Below are 17,009 nucleotides of genomic sequence, written 5' to 3'. Positions count from 1 at the left end.
CCGGGTGGGAACGGTGTTGCGGGCGGGAGCCGTGGCGCGGACGGGACGAGCCGGGCCGTGAGCGAGAACCGTGGCGTGGGCGGGACGCGTCCGGGCGTGCCTTGGGCTGGGGCTGGGGGCGGGGATGTGCGGGATGCGGAGACGGTCGCTCGCGCGCTCGAAGGTGTGGACGCCGTCTGTCACCAGGCCGCGATGGTCGGACTCGGCGTGGACGTGTACGACATGCCCGCCTACACGTCCGCGAACGTGCAGGGGACGGCCGTCCTCTTGGCGGAGATGGCGCGCGCGGGCGTCACGAAGCTGGTGCTGGCGTCGTCCATGGTCATCTATGGCGAAGGCTCCTACACGTGCGTCCGGCATGGCTCGGTGAGGCCGGGCCCGCGCGCCAAGGACGCCCTGGACGCCGGGGTTTTCGAGCCTCCCTGCCCGCACTGCGCGCAACCCCTGATGCCCGGAACGGTCGACGAAAGCGTCCCGGCCGACCCGCGCAACGTGTACGCCGACACGAAACTCGCCCAGGAACACCTGGCCGCCTCGTGGGCGCGCATGACAGGCGGCTCGGTCACCGCGCTTCGCTACCACAACGTGTACGGCCCGCGGATGCCGCGCGACACCCCCTACGCAGGCGTGGCCGCACTGTTCCGCTCAGCCCTGCTCCGTGGCGAGGCCCCCAAGGTCTTCGAGGACGGTCAGCAGCGCCGTGATTTCGTGCACGTCCGCGATGTGGCGCGAGCCAACGTCCTGGCACTGGAGCAGAAGGCCCCGTTCGCCGCGTACAACATCGCGAGCGGACGCCCCCGCACGATCGCCGACCTGGCGAAAGCCCTCTCCGCCGCCTGCGACGGACCGCCCCCGGTGGTCACCGGCGACTACCGCCTCGGCGACGTCCGCCACATCGTGGCCAGCCCGGCCCGCGCCGCCGCCGACCTGGGCTTCACCGCCGAGATCGCCTTCGAGGACGGCATGGCCGAGTTCGCGGCGGTGAACGCATGACGACCGTCGACGTGATCCTGCCGTGCCTGAACGAGGCGGACGCCCTGCCCTGGGTCCTGAGCCGCATGCCGTCCGGGTACGTCCCGATCGTGGTGGACAACGCGTCCACCGACGCGTCCGCCGAGATCGCGGCCCGTCACGGCGCCCGAGTCGTCCCCGCGCCCCGGCGCGGCTTCGGCGAGGCCTGCCACACCGGCCTCCTCGCCGCGACCGCCGAAACCGTCTGCTTCATGGACGCCGACGCCTCCCTGGACCCCCAACACCTCCCCCTCCTGGTCGCAGCCCTCTACACGGCCGCCCCGACTGCCGCAGCTACCCCGACGCCCACATCCGAGGCAGCGGCCCAGAAAAGCCCACCATCCATCCCCGCAAGAACGACCGCCCTTGCAGCGACGACCGACCTCCCGGCAACGACCGCCCTCCCCGCAACGACTGGCCTCAACGCAACGACTGGCCTCAACGCAACGACTGGCCTCAACGCGACGACCGGCGTCCCCGCGACGACCGGCGTCCCCGCGACGACCGGCGTCCCCGCGACGACCGGCGTCCCCGCGACGACCGGCGTCCCCGCGACGACAGGCCTCCCAGTAACGCCAGGTCTCCCGCCAACCACAGGTCTCCCAGCGACGACTGGCGTCCCGGCAACGACCGCCCTCCCGGCGACGAGTGGCATTGCGGGGGCGCCAGGCCCTGTGATGAAGACTGGTGTTGCGACAACGACAGGGCCCGCGACGACGGCAGGCGGTCACCTCGCCGAACCGTCGTCCGCTGGCTGGGCGTCGCCCCCTGCGGACCACCCCGCCCTGGTCCTGGGACGGCGCCGTCCGACCGAATGGCGCTCCTGGCCGCCGCACGCCCGTGCGGCGAACCGGATCCTCGCGCGCGAGCTGAACCGCCGAGCCGGGACGTCCCTCCACGACCTGGGCCCGATGCGCGCCGCACGCCGCACCGACCTGCTCGCCCTGGCGCTGGCCGACCGGCGCTTCGGCTACCCGCTGGAGATGGTCCTCAAGGCCGCCCGCGCGAACTGGCGCATCACCGAACTGGACGTTCCCTACCGCCCGAGGACGGGCCGCTCCAAGGTCACCGGCACCCTTCGCGGGACGATCCGGGCCGTCCAGGACATGCGCCGCGTCCTCTCCGAGGTCGATGCCGCATGAACGCCGACCTGATCGTCATCGCGAAGCAACCGATTCCCGGACGGGTGAAAACCCGCCTTACTCCACCTTTCACTCCCTTCCAGGCGGCCTCGCTGGCCGAGGCCTCCCTTGCAGACACGCTCAACACGGTCGCCGCGACCCCGGCGACCCGCCGAATCCTGGCCCTCTCCGGAACCCCGGGACCCTGGCTCCCGGACGGCTTCGACGTCATCGCCCAACGCGGCGACGGCCTCGACGAACGCCTGGCCAACGCGTTCGACGACGCCTACCGGGGCCGTCCCCTGGTTCTAGTCGGCATGGACACTCCGCAACTGACACCCGCCATCCTGGCGACCGCCGCAACAGCACTGGCTGGCCACGACGCCGCCTTCGCCCCGGCCGCCGACGGAGGCTTCTGGCTCCTCGGCCTAACCAAGCCGAACGCGGCCCTCCTCCGAGGCGTCCCCATGTCCCGCCCCGATACCGGTCATCACCAGCTGGCCCGCCTCACCAGCGCGGGCCTGAACATCGCGCACCTCCCCGAACTCACCGACGTGGACACCCTGGAAGACGCCGCAAAGGTCGCCGCCGAAGCCCCCCAAACCCGCTTCGCCGCCACCTACCAGTCCCTCACCGCCCCCTCCCACGAGGGACAGAGGTCCACAGCACCTACAGCTCACACGCCAGGCGGCCACCTTGAGAAGGCGGGCGCTCATGATCGGTGAGCTCTACGAGCGAGCCCTGGGCAACGCTCAGGACTACGCCATACCGACCAGCAGCGAACTCGGCTTCACGGGCAAACCGCACTCCCCGCTGTACCTGGACGACCGGTCCGGCGTCCAGATCGAGGACGCATCGGGCACGCGCCGCCCCCTTCCAGTCAAGGACTGGCTCCGGCTGCGCCCAGGCGACGAAGGCCTGCTGTCGCGCTCCGCCGGCCCCGTCCTGGACGTCGGTTCCGGACCGGGCAGGCTGACCGTCACGCTCACCGAACGCGGCGTCCTCGCCCTCGGCATCGACATCGCCCCGACCGCCGTGGCGATGACCGTCGCCGCAGGCGGTCCCGCTCTGGTCGGAGACGTGTTCGCCCAGGTCCCGGGCGCCGGCCTCTGGCGGACAATCCTCCTCGCGGACGGCAACATCGGCATTGGCGGCGACCCCGCCATGCTCCTGCGCCGCCTAGCCCAGCTCCTCGCGCCCAACGGCCGAATCCTCGCGGAGGTGAACGCCCCCGGCGTCCCGTCCCGCCGCGAACAAGTCCGCCTCCGCAGCGGCGAAACCGTAGGCCCCTGGTTCCCCTGGGCCCAAGTGGCCGCCGACGACCTCCCGCAATGCGGCCTGACCACATCCGAACACTGGGAGGAGGCCAACCGATGCTTCGTAGCCCTAACCCCCTAACCCCGCCCCACAAAACCAACCCCCCAACCAACCACCCCCACAACCCAACCCACTCCTCCCAAGAGCCGGCCCCCCTGCCGTCCCACAACCCCGCCACCCGAACACCCCACAGCCCTGCCGTCCAGCCGCCCCACGAGCCGACCGCCTGCCCGTCGCACGAGTCGGCCGCCTGGTCGCCCAGCGCCCCCGTCGCCGGAGCGTCCCAGGAGTCCGTCCGGACGCTCCACGGCCCCGACCCTCGGACGTCCTACGGCCCCACCCCACAGGCGTCTCACGAGTCGGCCGTCCGGCTGTCCTACGAGTCAGCCGTCCGGCCGTCCTGCGGCTCTGCCTCCGGGCCGTCGCACTCGTCGGCTATCTGGCCGTCCTGCGGCTCCGCCGCTGGGGCGTTCCACGGGTCCGTTGACTGGTCGTCGCGCGGTCCCATCGCCCGCACGTCCGCCGTCCGCACGTCTGGCGGCCCCGCCGTCTGGATGCAAGACGGTCCCGCCGTGTGGTGGTTCCGCGGGGCCTCTGTCGGGGCGTTCTTCGAGTCCGCTGTCTGGTCGTTGCGCGAGGTTGCCGTCTGGATGTCGCGCGGATCTGCTTTGCGGGTGTGGGGCGCTTGCGGTGTGAGGGGTGGACGAGCGCCGGGTGGGCGTTCGGTTTGCGTGGGTGATGGTGGGGCGGGCTGGGTGGGCGTTGGCTTGCGGGGCGCTTCGGACACCTCCTTTTTGGTTGTGGGGCGAGTGGCATGGCGATGAGGTCTCGGATCTCGGCTGGGGTTGGCGGGTTGTCTGGTGGGCGGCTTCGGGATCAGGTCGTCCGGTTCCCCAAGAGTCTGGAGGGACGCTTTAGGAGTCGGCTTCATGACGAGCGGATCGCGGCGTGGCTGGGCATCGCGCTCGGGGTCTCGTTCAGCACGGCGTTCATCACCGGGCTGATCAGCCACTTCATGCAGCATCCGCCGGACTGGCTGCACTGGCCGTCCCGGCCGATCAACTTCTACCGCGTCACGCAGGGCCTCCATGTCATCGGTGGCCTGGCGACGATCCCACTGCTTCTGGCGAAGCTCTGGACGGTCTACCCCAAGCTCTTCCAGTGGCCGCCGTTCCGCTCGCTCGCCCATGCGGTCGAGCGCGGACTGGTCTTCGTGCTCGTTGGCGGATCGTTGTTTCAGCTGGTCACAGGCCTCCTGAACATCTCGTACTGGTACGCCTTCCCCTTCTTCTTCACGGTCGCCCACTACTGGACGGCCTACCTCGTCTTCGGCGCGCTGATCATCCACATCGCGAACGAGTGGGCCAAGGCCCGTCACACCGTGATGCGCAAGCCGAACGACGACCTCGACCGTCGCTCCTTCCTCCTTTCGGTCTTCGCCGCGTCAGGCACGGTGGCCCTGTTCACGGTCGGCGAGGCGTTCTCGCCGCTGGGACGGTTGGCCCTGCTGGCTCCGCGCCGTCCGGGCGTCGGCCCGCAGCGGCTTCCGGTGAACCGCACCGCCCTGGCGGCCGGGGTCACCGTTTCCGCACGTGATCCGCGCTGGCGCCTGAGCGTGACTGGACGCGTCCAACGCGAGCTCTCGCTGTCGCTCGCGGAACTGCGCGCCATGCCGCAGCACACCGTCCGCCTGCCGATCACGTGCGTTGAAGGCTGGTCGGTCTCCGGAACGTGGACGGGCGTGCGGCTGAGCGACGTCCTGGCCCGGGCCGGGGCGTCCGCCGAAGCGCGCATCCGCGTCGTGTCCCTGCAAGGGGGCGGCGCCTACCGGACGTCCGAAGTGGACACCGCGCACTGGCGCGACCCCGACACGCTCCTGGCGCTGTCCCTGAACGGGGAGCCTCTGGCCCTGGACCACGGCTTTCCCTGCCGACTGATCGCTCCCAACCGTCCCGGCGTCCTCCAGACCAAATGGATCACCTCCTTGGTAGCCGAATGACTCACGACGACACCGATCCCACGCCGCCGCAGTCCGGCGGCCGGCCTCATGCCCGCGCCGATGCTGCCGCGAGCCCTTCTCGTCGTAGGAGTGATGGAGGCACCGATACCGGACGTCTTCGGCGCGGTGGTGGGAGTGCTGGTGCTGAGGTCGGCGCCCAAGCTCGTGACGGTGGAGGTGCTGCCGTCGGTTCTGGTCGTCCTGGGAGTGAGGGCGCGGATGCTGGTGGCGGTCCTGCTCTTCGTGGGGGAGGTGGGGCGGCTAACGGCGGGTCTCGTCTTGGCGGGGGAGGTTCCGGGGGGACGGGCCGGGGCTTGTGGAGGACGTTCGGAGGGTTCGGGGGCTGGGGGATCGGGCGCTGGGCTGCGTACGCGGTCGGTCTGGTGTTCATCGGGATCGGCCTTTCGGGTGTGGTGGCGCATTCGCGGCCAGGTGGATGGGCGGTGTGGGTCGGCGGCGGCGTGGTCGCGCACGATGCGCTGCTCACGCCGGCCGTCCTTGTTGCCGGGACGCTGTTGAGGCGTTGGCGGCGGCTCAGGTTCGGGATGTTCGTCGCGGGTGTCCTGGCCTTGGTGGCGTTGCCGATGGTGCTCGGGTACGGGCGGCATCCGGACAATCCGTCGATTCTTCCTTCGAATTACCTCCTCAATCTGGTGGTGGCGGTGGCTCTTGTCATGGGTGCTGTGGCGGTTCCATGGCGGTGGGTCGGGCGCGTTCTCGGGAGTGGGTTCAGGAGAGCGGCTGGTCGGTCAGGTGGCGACCGCAAGGGACGTGGCTGACGTGGGGGACGACGTGTTGGTCGGGGCCGGTGGATCGGGTGATGTGTCTTCGGTGAGTCCTCGCGGTTCGGCGGGCGGAGGTGGAGAGGTTGCGGCGCCCGAGGAGGCCGGGGTGGACGTGGCGCTGCGGTCGGAGGCTCCAGGAGTCGAGGTGCCGCGATCGGAGGCTCCGGGGGGTGAGGCGGCGCCGCCGGGGGTGCTCGGGGCCGAGGAGATTCGGGGGCGGGGTGGCTGGTTCGCGGGGCTTCGGGGTGTTGGGGGCTGGAGTCTCGGGGTTTGGGCTGGGCTGATTGTTGGGGCGTTCGTTGTCGGTGAGGTGATGCGGCGGGCTGGGCTGGCCACTGAGGATGCGTTGCCGCCTCTGCATGCGAAGGCGCGGCTGCTCACATGGCAGATGGGGCCGGCCGTCGGGTATGCGGTGGTAGCCGTCGGTGCGTTGCCCGTGGTGGCGCGGCGGTTGGGGTGGCGGAGGCTCCTCGGGGTTTCGTGGGTGGCCGGGGTCGGGTGGGCCGTTGTTCTGGCGGTCAGTGATGGGGGCGGGGCATTGGCCCGGCCGCTGGACGCGCCGACCGAGTATCCGGCGGGGCTGGCGGCGGTCGGCGGGGACCCGTCGGGCTGGCTGCGGACGTTCACCGCTGAGCTGTACCGGTACCCGACGCATGTGCGGGGGCACCCGCCGCTGCCGACGCTGGTGTTCTGGGCGCTGCACGCGGCCGGGCTGCACGGGACGGTCTGGGCGGCCCTGCTGATCATCGGCGTTGGCGCGTCGTCCGCGGTGGCCATCGCCCTGACGTTGAAGGTGCTGGCCGGGGAGCAGGTGGCCCGGCGGGCGCTGCCGTTCCTGGTGCTGTCTCCGCTCGCGCTCTGGATCGCCACGTCCATGGATGCCTTCTTTCTCGGTGTGGGGGCCTGGGGAGTCGCCTTTCTCGCGCTTCGCCGGCCCGTGATCGGTGGATTGCTTCTCGGCGCCTTGCCCTACCTAAGCTATGGACTGCTCCCCCTCCTGGCCGTACCGAGCGCCGTTCTGTGGATAACTCGTCCACAGGTGAGGTTCTGGATAGCGATGGCGGCCGGATTCGCCGTCATCCCCGTGGCCTTCACGCTCGCCGGGTTCTGGTGGCCGGACGGCGTGCACGCCACGCTCGACACGTATCTCGTCAGCGGCGGCTCGGCGCGCAGGTCCTACTGGTACTTCCTCGTCGCGGACATCGCGGTACTGGGAATCCTCACCGGGCCTGTCGTGGCGTACGTCCTGCCGTCGCTTCTGAAGCGAGTCACGGTGTTCCGAGGAAAAGGGCTGAAAGCGCTAAGGGACGAGCCGGTTCTCCTACTGGCGGCCGCAGCTCTCCTGGCCGTCCTCAGCCTGGACGTAGCGGGAGTCACGAAAGGCGAAGTCGAACGCATCTGGCTGCCGTTCGCCGCATGGCTACTGCCGGCGGCAAGCGTCCTACGCGCGCCCGCGCGAGGCTGGCTGAGCGCGCAGGTGCTGACCGCGCTCCTCGTCCAAGCCCTGGTGCTTTCGGAGTGGTGAGGCCGTAGGAACGCTCAGGGAGTGGAGGGTTCTGTAGCCGGGGCCTCTGCCGACGGGGCCGTGGCAGGAACCTTTCGAGCCAGCGCGGCGAGCCGGTTCCGCCGGAGAAGCCAGAACATCGGGACGCACAACACCATCACCGTCACGTGCCCGACCGCGGCTACCTCCAGTTGGCCGAGGCCCACGAACAGGTAGGGCCAGAGCGCCCACATGGCCGCCGCGGCGACCGGACGCCACCACCATGAGCCGAACAGGATCACCAGTACGAGCCCGGGCACGAGGACGAACGACGGTCCTACGTCCAACTGGTACCGCGCGGCCTCCGGGATCGTCCCGTGTGCGAGACGCCAGGCGACGATGCCTTCGCTTAGCAGCGTCCCCACCACGTGTAGGAAGACGAACAGGAAGACCGTCCGCCGGTTCCCCAACAGCGTGTTGACAGGGAAAAGTGCGACCACCGCTGTGCCCACCCACACCAGCGGATAGGAATCGGGAACGAACGCGGACCCGGCCAGCGAGCCCAAGGGGTGGTGGGACAGGTTCGCCACGTTCGTGCTCACCCAGTCCACCAGGCGTGCCTTGTGCTCCGGCGACAACAACCAGACCACGGCTTCGGCTATGGCGAGTGCCGCAACGTAACCCCAGGTGGCCGCTCTGGTCCTCAGCACGACTCCATAGTGCACCCTCGTCCGGGCACGATTCGCCACCGGAGTATGCCTTGGCACCGGCTCGTCCTCCGTCTCACATCCAGTACCGCACGTCGCGCATTGCCCGCGCTCGTGCGTCGCGCATTGCCCCGCGCTCGTGCGCGCGCGTCAGCGTGCTCTGCCGCGCCTACGGGGAGACGCAAGGCGGCCCGGGCTTCTCGGGGAGGAGAAGCGCCGGGCCGCGTCTGAGGGCCGGGAGACGGCCGCGCGCCGGAGGGCGGGGAGTCGCGCCTACGGGGTGGGCGGCGTCGAGGGCTGCGCCGGGGGAGCGGACGGGGAGGTCTGGCCGCCGAGGGCCGCGGTGGTGATGGGCTGGCCGAGCTTGCTGCCGGACGTCCACTTCTCGAACGGGAGCTGCCAGTAGCCCCAGCCGTTGGACCACTGCAGGTCGCGTCCGGTGCCGTTGATGGTCACCAGGTCGCCGCGATAGGACCAGCCGAAGAACCACTCCGCGTCCGAGGCGGGGGAGCGGACGCAGCCGTGCGAGCAGTTGCGGTCGCCCAGGCAGGACGGGTCGTCCATGTTCTGGTGGATGTACTCGCCGCTGTTGGAGATGCGCGTGGCGAACGGCACCTGCTCGTCGTAGTAGCCCGGGTCGCCCTTCTTCTTGCCGGGCGCGACCATCCGCTCAAGGCGGCTGTGGTCCATGGTCAGGTGGACGCCGCTGGTGGTCTTCAGGTGGTCCACGCCGTCGCCCTGGACGTCGCCGCCGGTGCCGAGGCTGACGCCCCACTTGCGGACGACCGAGCCGTTCTTCTTCACGGTCAGCTTGTGCGTCCTGTTGTTGACCGTGATGACGTGGGAGTCACCGATGCGGAACTTGCGGGTGACGTCCTTGTCACCGTAGACCGCGTCGCCGATCTTCAGGCCCGCGTAGTGGACGACCAGCTCGACCTTCTGGTTCGGCTGCCACGGGTCCTTGGTGCGGAACACCAGGGACGGCAGGCCGTTGAAGGACTCGCCCGCGTCCAGCCACCGCCACGCGCCGACCGTCGGGTAGGTCGACTTGATCTCGATGGCCTTCTCGATGATCGGCTTGGCCTTGTCCGGGACCTCCTTGTTGAACTGGATGAAGATCGGCATGCCGGTGCCGACCTTCTCGTTCGGGTCCGGGATGACGTTGCTGATCGTCGTCCGCGCGGTGTCGTCGATGGTCCTGAACGAGCTGGTGGCGTTCGCCGTCTTGCCCTTGCTGTTCGCCGCGACCGCCTGGACGGTGTACTTCCCGCCCGGGATCAGGGTCCAGGACGAGTGCCAGGTCTTCTTGTCGGCCGAGAGCGTGCCGGGCACGTCCGCGTCCTTCAGCTTGACCAGCACCTGGCTCAACGTCCCGCCGCTCGCCGTCACGGTCACGCCCGCGTCCGGCTTCGCCTTGGCGGTGCCGTTGGCCGGGGTGATCGAAATCGTGGGGACGCCTTCCTCGTGTCCGGCGGTCCCGGCCTTGCCGCTTCCGCCGCCACCGCCGCACGCCGTCGCCAGTCCCAGAACCAGCGCCACCACCAGGGCCTTACCTCGCACGGTTCTCCCTCATCAGCCCGCAATCCGCAGATAGCACATTAGCGACAAGAATGCCGGTCCTCGTCCGTCTTCCCCTCCCGGCCCCGACCTGGGAGCGCATCCAACCGGCACCTTCCGCCCCCTCCGGACGGAGTGTCGATCATTTGAGACGCCGGAAACCTCCCGCGGGTTCGGATCTTCCGCGGAGGAAACGGCGGTTCGTCCCGCGATGCACGGGTGCCGCCCGCGGTGCACGGGCGCCGGACCGCCCCGGTTTCGGCCCCTTCCTACCTTGGACGGGCGCCGGATTCGCCTTCGGACCACTTTCGGCCACACCTAAGAGGGCATTTCGTCCGCTTCCGTTCGGCCGGGCGGGGTGCGGTGCCGCCGCAGCGTGACCGGTCGGGACGGTCCGTGACGCGAGCTGTGGCGGAGAACACAAGGGCTTGTACCGGACGCGTACCGGGGTGCGTCACCCTTGCGGCTTCCCGTCCGATACCCCGCTCGTCCGGGCGAACGCTCGCACTTTCGCGCGGACGTGCAGAACCGAAACGGACCGTAATGACTACCAAGCTCTTCAGGTCGGAGCGCCAGCGGACCAGGCCGAAGGCGCTGCTCGCGCTCTCCGCGACGGCGGCACTGGTCATGACCGGGGGCCCGGCGCTCGCCGGACACCTCCCGGAGGCGCTCGCGCTCCGCGCCGGACATCCCGAGGCGCTCGTGTTGCGAGCCGGGCAGCCTTCCGGGGCGTCCGGGCGGACGGTCGGGGAGGCCCGATTGGCCGGATCCGCGCAGGTGCCGGCGGCCTTCCGCGTCTTCCAGACCAACATGTGCATGTGGGGGCCCGACTCGTCCGGGCCCTGCTTCCCCAAGGGGAGCAACGCCGCGCTCGCGAAGACCGCCGAGGCCAAGCGCGCCTCGCTGGTCTCCCAGATCGAGCACTGGAAACCGGACGCGGTCACCGTCAACGAGGGATGCAGCGGTGACATCGCCGAAGTCGTCAGACGCCTGCGCAAGGCGGGATACGACTACACCTCCGTGGACCAGGAGGCTGGTGCGGCCGATTCCGGCCATCCGCGGCCGTGCTGGTCCTCGTCCGCGCGCGGGCATTCCGACAACGCGATCATCGCGCGCGGGCTCGACGCGTCCTCCCGTACGGGCGGCTACTTCGAACCGGTGGCGAAGGGCAGCGTCTTCCAGCACAACCGGTCATGGCTTTGCGCGCGCGTGAAGGGCGTCCGCGTCTGCACGGCCCACCTCGCGCTCGCCGACCAGGACACCAACGGCAAGGCTCCGGGCGGAACCTTGCTCCAACTGCGCGAATGCGCCTACGTCCGGGACAAGCTCCTCGCGCCCTACAAGGCTGGCGCAACCGTCTTCGCGGGCGACACGAACATCTCGTACAGGCGCGCGAAGGCGCACTGCGCCCCCACGGGTTACTGGGGGCTGCACGATATGGAGACCAACGGCAAGTACAGCGGCGTCAGCGGCCTCCAGCACATCTACTACTCGGGCGGCCTCACGCGCGCGAACTCCTGTGGCGAGATGCACGTCGTCGCGCATACCGACCACAAGGGCTTCCTCCTGGACCTCCACCCGGTGAAGACCCCAACCCGAGGCGCCTCCTGCACCTGGCGCGACATCCGCCGCACCCCCTGACCGCCTGCGCCGTGCGTGGGGGACGTTGACCGGTGTGGGTGGGGCGCTGATCATCGGGATGGTTCACAGCCGGATCATCGAGAGGCCGTATGAGCCACGGATCAGCCTCCGCCCGGCCCGACCCCGCCGGCCGCCGCGACGACGCCTGGGACACCGGGCCGGTCGAGGACGTCCTCAATCGCCTCCTGCCCGCGTCCGCGCGTCGCCGCATCGAACTCCTCGCCCAGCCGCTGCCGACGGACGAGGCCGCAGCTCAGGCCCGCACGGAGCGCTATCTGGTCGGACGGCACGACGGTGCGGTGCGGATCAGCGCGACCACGCCGAGTGCCATGCTCGCGGGCTTCAACGCGTACCTGGAGCGCGTCGTCGGCGTCAGCGTCTCCTGGAACGGCGATTCGCTCGACCGGCTCGTACGCGCGCGTCTGCCGCTGCCTACGCACGACATCTCAGGCGAGGCCCTCGTCCGGCACCGTTACGCCGGGAACGACACGGACGACGCCTACACAGGCCCGTACCGAAGCTGGGAGCAGTGGGAGCGCGAGATCGACATCCTCGCGCTCCACGGCATCAACGAGGTCTTCCTCCCTGTAGGCGCGGAAGCGGTCTATCTCGACACGTTCCAGCAGTTCGGCTACACGCAGGACGAGTTGCTTCACTGGATCCCTCAGCCCGGGCACCAACCTTGGTGGCTTCTACAGAACCTCTCCGGCTTCCCTAGCGCGCCGAGCATCGCCCTAGTGGAGAAGCGAGCTGCTCTAGGACGACGCATCGCCTCGCGTTTGCGCGAACTCGGGATCACGCCCGTCCTACCCGGATACTTCGGGACGGTCCCTCCGGACTTCGCAGAGCGGAATCCGGGCGCGCGCGTAGTGCCGCAGCCTGACTGGATCGGTTTCCGGCGTCCGGACTGGCTCGACCCCACGACAACGACGTTCGCGCAGGTTGCACACGCCTTCTATGCCAGCTCTGAGCGCTGCTTCGGCTCGTCCACCGCCTACAAGATGGATCTGCTCCACGAAGGCGGGACCGCTGGATCCGTGGACATCGCCGCTCCTACCAGAGGCGTCCAGGACGCACTGCATGCGGACCGTCCGGGCGCGACCTGGGTCCTGCTCGGCTGGCAGAAGAACCCGCGCGCCGAAATCCTCGCCGCCGCCGACCGCGGCGCGCTGTTCATCGTGGACGGCCTGTCCGACCGGCGAGCCGGCCTTGACCGCGACCGGGACTGGCTCGGCACGCCCTACGCGTTCGGTTCCATCTGGAACTTCGGAGGGCACACGTCGATGGGCGCGAACACCGCCGTCTGGCCAGGTCTCTTCCACGAATGGCGCACGCGGCCAGGATCCGCCCTGGATGGCATAGCCGTCCTTCCCGAGGCGTCCGACAACAACCCTGCCGCGTTCGCCCTCCTCACCGACCTCGCCTGGCACACCACCGAACCCGCCCGCACTGAAGCAGGGGGCATCGACCAGGCGGCCTGGTTCGCTGCCTGGGCGGATCGACGCTATGGCGCTCCGGACCCGCATGCCGCGCGGGCCTGGGAGGTTCTTGCCGCGACCGCCTACGCGATGCCGCAGGACGGATGGTCCGAGCCGCATGACGGCCTCTTCGCCGCCACGCCGTCGCTGACCGCCCGTTCGGCGGCGGCGTGGTCGCCCAAGAGGTTCCGCTACGACGCGGAGGCTTTCGCGCATGCTCTGCCCGCGCTGCTCGCAGTCGCCCCCGAACTGCGCGCGAGCAGCGCGTATCGCTATGACCTGGCGGACGTCGCCCGGCAGGTCCTTTCCAACCACAGCCGCACCCTGCTGCCCAAGCTAGAGGCCGCCTACGACAGAACCGACCGGGCCGCCCTCGACCGCCTCGCCGGGGAGTGGACGGCCTCGCTCGCCCTGCTGGACGAGATCACCGCCACCAACCCGCAGACGATGCTCGGCCCCTGGCTCGCCGCCGCCCGCCGCGCTGCGTCGCAGGGCGTCGGCGAGGCGGGTTTGCTGGAGCGGGACGTGCGGACGTTGATCAGCGTGTGGGGTGACCGCGTCGGCGCCGAGGCGGGGCTGAGCGACTACGCCAACCGCGAATGGTCCGGACTCATCGGCGGCTACTACGCGCCCCGGTGGAAGCTTTTCCTGGACGAATGCTCGGCGGCCCTCGCGGAGAAGCGGGACCCGCGTCCCATCGACTGGTATCGGTTCGGCGCGGACTGGGCGGCGGCGACCGATCCTCTTCCGGAACACCCGAGCGGGGACGTCCACGAAATCGCGACGCGCATTCTTCAAAGTCTCCAGGAAGCTTCCTGAACGTCAACTGAAACCGGTCCGTTGACAGATGACGAGCCGGTTTCGGCGTGTACACGCACTTCGAGCGGCCGTTCCGAGGGCGGTAAGCCCTGCTCCAACCGGGCGTGTTGAGGAACGCACACATGTGATAGTGCGTTCCTCACAATCAACTGCTGAGATTCCAACTTGGCGCAGGACCGGGCGTCAGCCATGCTCCTTTCAGTCGAGCTGTCGGAAGGAGTTGCGGTGGACCAGTACGAGCCCTACTGCCTGGCCGACCTGTTCTTCTACGACAAACTCGGCCGGCGCCAGAACGAGGTGTCGGACTTTCCGATCGTCGCGCGTCCGGTGCCCGAAGGATGGGTCCGCCACGACTCCGACGTATGGATGTACTACGCGCCGAATGGCGAGGGGACGCTGCCGCCGCAGGGCTGGAAGATCCATGTGTCCGCCCGCCTCGACGACGCCGAGCGCGCGCTCGACGCGGTCTGGGACTACTGCGTCCCGCGCGGGATCGTGTTCAAGTACCTGCGCGGACGGTCCGTCCTGCTCATGCGCAACTCCAAGGCGGCCTCGCGGGGCGCGAGCGGCAAACTCGTCACGATCTACCCGCGTGACGAGAACGAATGCGAAGTCATTCTCAAAGAGCTGGACGAGTTGCTCGACGGCGTCGAGGGCCCGTACATCCTGAGCGATCTGCGCTACGCGGACGGCCCGCTCTTCGTGCGTTACGGCGGATTCGCCGAACGCCGCTGCCCCGGCAAGGACGGCGAGCTGGTCGCGGCAATCGAGAACGCCGACGGAGAACTCATCCCGGACGTTCGAGGCGCGACGTTCGCGGTGCCCGAATGGGTGACGCTGCCGTCCTTCCTGGAGCCGCATCTGGAAGCCAGGAACTCCGTCCGCGTCGACGAGATGCCGTACGACTTCGAGAGCGTGCTGCATTTCTCGAACGGCGGCGGCGTCTACCTCGCCCGGGACCGGAGTTCCGGCGAGCGGGTCGTCCTGAAGGAGGCCCGCCCGCACGCCGGACTCGACGTCATCGGGCGGGACGCGGTGACCCGGCTGAAGCACGAGCGCGACATTCTCCAGCGCCTCGCCGGCCTGGACGCGGTGCCCGCGCTGCTCGGCTACTTCGTCCTCGGCGAGCACCATTTCCTGGTCGAGGAGTTCGTGGACGGCAACCCGCTGCAGCGGCAGATCGTCCAGCGGTACCCGCTGACGAAGGCGGGCGCCGGCGAGGACGCGATCGCCGAGTACGCCGCCTGGGCGCTGGGCATGCACGCCGAGGTCGAGGCGCTCGTCGGGCAGCTGCACGAGCGCGGCGTGGTCTTCGGCGACCTGCACCCGAACAACATCCTCGTGACCGCGTCCGGACGGCTCTGCCTGATCGACTACGAGGTGGCGGTCCTGGCGTCCGAGCAGGCCCGGACGACCCTCGCGAACCCGGCGTTCCTGGCGCCGCGCGACCGGCGCGGCCTCGACGTCGACAGGTACGCGCTCGCCTGCCTGCGCTACTACCTGTTCGCCCCGCAGACCACGATCACGCTGCTGATGCACCGCCCGAAGGCGCGGCAGCTCGCGGACGTGATCGCCGAGACGTTCGGGGTGCCGCGCGCCGGCTTCGACGACGCGATCGCCACGCTGATGGGACCGGACGCGACGTCCGAACCGTCCCCGCTCGACACGCTCCCGCTGCCCGGCCAGGCACCGTGGCCGGACGTCCGGGACGCGCTGCACCGCGCGATCCTCGCCTCGGCGACCCCGGACCGGGACGACCGGCTCTACCCCGGCGACCCCGCGCAGTTCCGCGATGGTGGCGGTGTCAACATCGCGCACGGCGCGGCCGGCGTCCTCTACGCTCTGGCCGAAACCGGCGCGGACGTCCCGCCGGAACACGTCGACTGGCTGGCCGTGCACGCGCTGAACCCCGAGGTCGGCACGCCGCTCGGCTTCTACGACGGGCTGCACGGCGCCGCGTTCGTCCTGGACCGCCTCGGCCGCCGCCGGGCCGCGCTGGACCTCGCGGACATCTGCCTGCGCGAGAACTGGGAAAAGCTCAGCCTGAACCTCTGTTCCGGACTGGCTGGAACCGGCCTCAACCTCTTCCACCTGGGCGAATCCACAGGCGAGAGCGCGCTGACCGACGCCGCGTCCCGCATGGTCGAGCTGTGCGCCGACCGGCTCGGGGGCCCGGACGACGTCCCGGAGATCAGCGGCGGCGTCCACCCGCGAGCGGGGCTGATGCACGGTTCGTCCGGTGTGGCGCTGCTCTTCCTGCACGCCTACGAACGCGGCGGATCGTCCGACCTGCTCGACCGCGCCGCCGACGCCCTCCGGCAGGACCTGCGCCGCTGCCTCCTCGCCGAGGACGGCTCGCTCCAGGTCAACCAGGACTGGCGCACCCTGCCCTACCTGGACGAGGGCTCGGTCGGCATCGCGCTCGTCCTCGCCCGCTACCTGCGCCACCGCCGCGACGAGGAGTTCGAGGTCGCGCTGAGCCGCCTCGCCCGCGTCGGCGAATCCGGATATTTCGTCCAGTCCGGCCTGTTCACCGGCCGCGCCGGCCTCATCGTCGCCCTCGCCGCGGACCTCCGTCCTCCGACGCACTCCGCGCAGTCCAACGGCCAAGCGCCGTCCAACGGGCACGCACAGGCAGGCGGCCACGCGTATTTCCTGCCTAATGGTGATGCCCTGGCCAACGGCGATGCGCAGTCCGGTGGACGCGCGCAGCCTGGCAGGACGTGGCGTGATCCGCGCCTGGACGCGCTGATCCGAGGACTTCGCTGGCACGCGATGCCTTACGAGGACGGGCTCGCCTTCACCGGCGACCAGCTCATGCGGCTGTCGATGGACTTCGCCACCGGAACCGCCGGGGTGCTGTTCGCGCTGGCGTCCGCCCTCGACGACAGGCGGCCCGCGCTGCCCTTCCTGACCACGGACGGAACGCCCCGGTCCACCGGCGTCCCGTCCCGCCCCCTGGCCGGCTCGTCCGGCCTCATAGTCGGTCCTTCCGGTCGCGTGGAGACCCTGGCCAAGGCGCCTTCATCGCGAGTCACACCGGAGCGGCCCGAAACCGTCCACCCACGGAAGGGAAAGGAGGTGTAGCACC

Annotated in this window: 12 protein-coding genes; 10 read left to right on the top strand and 2 right to left on the bottom strand. The window is 70.0% G+C overall.

The annotated features are described in order from the left end of the window. Positions 1–75: 75 nt before the first annotated feature. The 7 genes from FHU30_RS14775 to FHU30_RS14745 all read left to right on the top strand — a co-directional run bounded on the left by FHU30_RS14775 (position 76) and on the right by FHU30_RS14745 (position 7,758). A complete protein-coding gene (locus FHU30_RS14775) occupies positions 76–993 on the top strand; it encodes an NAD-dependent epimerase/dehydratase family protein (RefSeq protein WP_253876840.1) in 918 nt (305 codons plus the stop codon). Then, positions 990–2,153, top strand: coding sequence for a glycosyltransferase (locus FHU30_RS14770; protein WP_253876131.1), 1,164 nt, complete (start codon positions 990–992; stop codon positions 2,151–2,153). The genes FHU30_RS14775 and FHU30_RS14770 overlap by 4 nt, the downstream gene beginning before the upstream one ends. Further along, positions 2,150–2,857, top strand: a complete 708-nt coding sequence (locus FHU30_RS14765) for a TIGR04282 family arsenosugar biosynthesis glycosyltransferase (protein WP_253876128.1) — start codon at positions 2,150–2,152, stop codon at positions 2,855–2,857. The genes FHU30_RS14770 and FHU30_RS14765 overlap by 4 nt, the downstream gene beginning before the upstream one ends. Further along, positions 2,847–3,530: a class I SAM-dependent methyltransferase gene (locus tag FHU30_RS14760; RefSeq protein WP_253876125.1), complete on the top strand. Its 684-nt coding sequence runs from the start codon at positions 2,847–2,849 to the stop codon at positions 3,528–3,530. Before FHU30_RS14765 ends, FHU30_RS14760 begins: the two co-directional genes overlap by 11 nt. Positions 3,531–4,302: 772 nt before the next feature. Beyond that, positions 4,303–5,448: a molybdopterin-dependent oxidoreductase gene (locus tag FHU30_RS14755; RefSeq protein ID WP_253876123.1), complete on the top strand. Its 1,146-nt coding sequence runs from the start codon at positions 4,303–4,305 to the stop codon at positions 5,446–5,448. A gap of 383 nt (positions 5,449–5,831) precedes the next feature. Continuing rightward, positions 5,832–6,227 (top strand): hypothetical protein, encoded by a 396-nt coding sequence (locus tag FHU30_RS14750; RefSeq protein ID WP_253876121.1) that lies wholly within the window; start codon positions 5,832–5,834, stop codon positions 6,225–6,227. 490 nt (positions 6,228–6,717) lie between these two features. Further along, on the top strand, positions 6,718–7,758 hold the full coding sequence (locus FHU30_RS14745; protein ID WP_253876118.1) for a hypothetical protein: 1,041 nt from the start codon (positions 6,718–6,720) through the stop codon (positions 7,756–7,758). Positions 7,759–7,772: 14 nt separating this feature from the next. Here the strand turns inward: FHU30_RS14745 and FHU30_RS14740 are convergent, their stop codons facing one another. Together FHU30_RS14740 and FHU30_RS14735 are read right to left on the bottom strand one after the other, a co-directional pair. After that, positions 7,773–8,426 (bottom strand): rhomboid-like protein, encoded by a 654-nt coding sequence (locus tag FHU30_RS14740; protein ID WP_253876115.1) that lies wholly within the window; start codon positions 8,424–8,426, stop codon positions 7,773–7,775. Positions 8,427–8,696: 270 nt separating this feature from the next. Continuing rightward, positions 8,697–9,983, bottom strand: a complete 1,287-nt coding sequence (locus FHU30_RS14735; protein ID WP_253876113.1) for a L,D-transpeptidase — start codon at positions 9,981–9,983, stop codon at positions 8,697–8,699. Between the two features lie 540 nt (positions 9,984–10,523). Between FHU30_RS14735 and FHU30_RS14730 the strand changes: the two genes are divergently transcribed. From FHU30_RS14730 to lanKC, 3 genes are all read left to right on the top strand, one after another. Beyond that, positions 10,524–11,621 carry a hypothetical protein gene (locus tag FHU30_RS14730; protein ID WP_253876110.1) on the top strand — a complete coding sequence of 366 codons (1,098 nt, stop codon included), beginning with the start codon at positions 10,524–10,526 and terminating at the stop codon, positions 11,619–11,621. An 89-nt stretch (positions 11,622–11,710) separates the two neighbouring features. Next, the gene (locus tag FHU30_RS14725) at positions 11,711–13,918 is read left to right on the top strand and encodes an alpha-N-acetylglucosaminidase (RefSeq protein WP_253876108.1); all 2,208 of its coding nucleotides are present in this window, start codon (positions 11,711–11,713) and stop codon (positions 13,916–13,918) included. A gap of 225 nt (positions 13,919–14,143) precedes the next feature. Continuing rightward, positions 14,144–17,005 carry a class III lanthionine synthetase LanKC gene (gene lanKC / locus FHU30_RS14720; protein WP_253876105.1) on the top strand — a complete coding sequence of 954 codons (2,862 nt, stop codon included), beginning with the start codon at positions 14,144–14,146 and terminating at the stop codon, positions 17,003–17,005. Positions 17,006–17,009: the final 4 nt, after the last annotated feature.

Origin of the sequence: Actinomadura rupiterrae, from assembly GCF_024172125.1 — a bacterium.
GTDB classification, from domain to species: domain Bacteria; phylum Actinomycetota; class Actinomycetes; order Streptosporangiales; family Streptosporangiaceae; genus Spirillospora; species Spirillospora rupiterrae.
Note: the sequence above shows the minus strand (reverse complement) of the source record. Positions and strands in the feature narration are given on the sequence as shown.

What these genes read in the sequence shown, in the direction of transcription:
- FHU30_RS14760 (WP_253876125.1), top strand. Translation starts at nt 2,847, where the DNA reads ATGATCGGTGAGCTCTACGAGCGAGCCCTGGGCAACGCTCAGGACTAC.
- FHU30_RS14770 (WP_253876131.1), top strand. Translation starts at nt 990, where the DNA reads ATGACGACCGTCGACGTGATCCTGCCGTGCCTGAACGAGGCGGACGCC.
- FHU30_RS14765 (WP_253876128.1), top strand. Translation starts at nt 2,150, where the DNA reads ATGAACGCCGACCTGATCGTCATCGCGAAGCAACCGATTCCCGGACGG.
- FHU30_RS14730 (WP_253876110.1), top strand. Translation starts at nt 10,524, where the DNA reads ATGACTACCAAGCTCTTCAGGTCGGAGCGCCAGCGGACCAGGCCGAAG.
- FHU30_RS14725 (WP_253876108.1), top strand. Translation starts at nt 11,711, where the DNA reads ATGAGCCACGGATCAGCCTCCGCCCGGCCCGACCCCGCCGGCCGCCGC.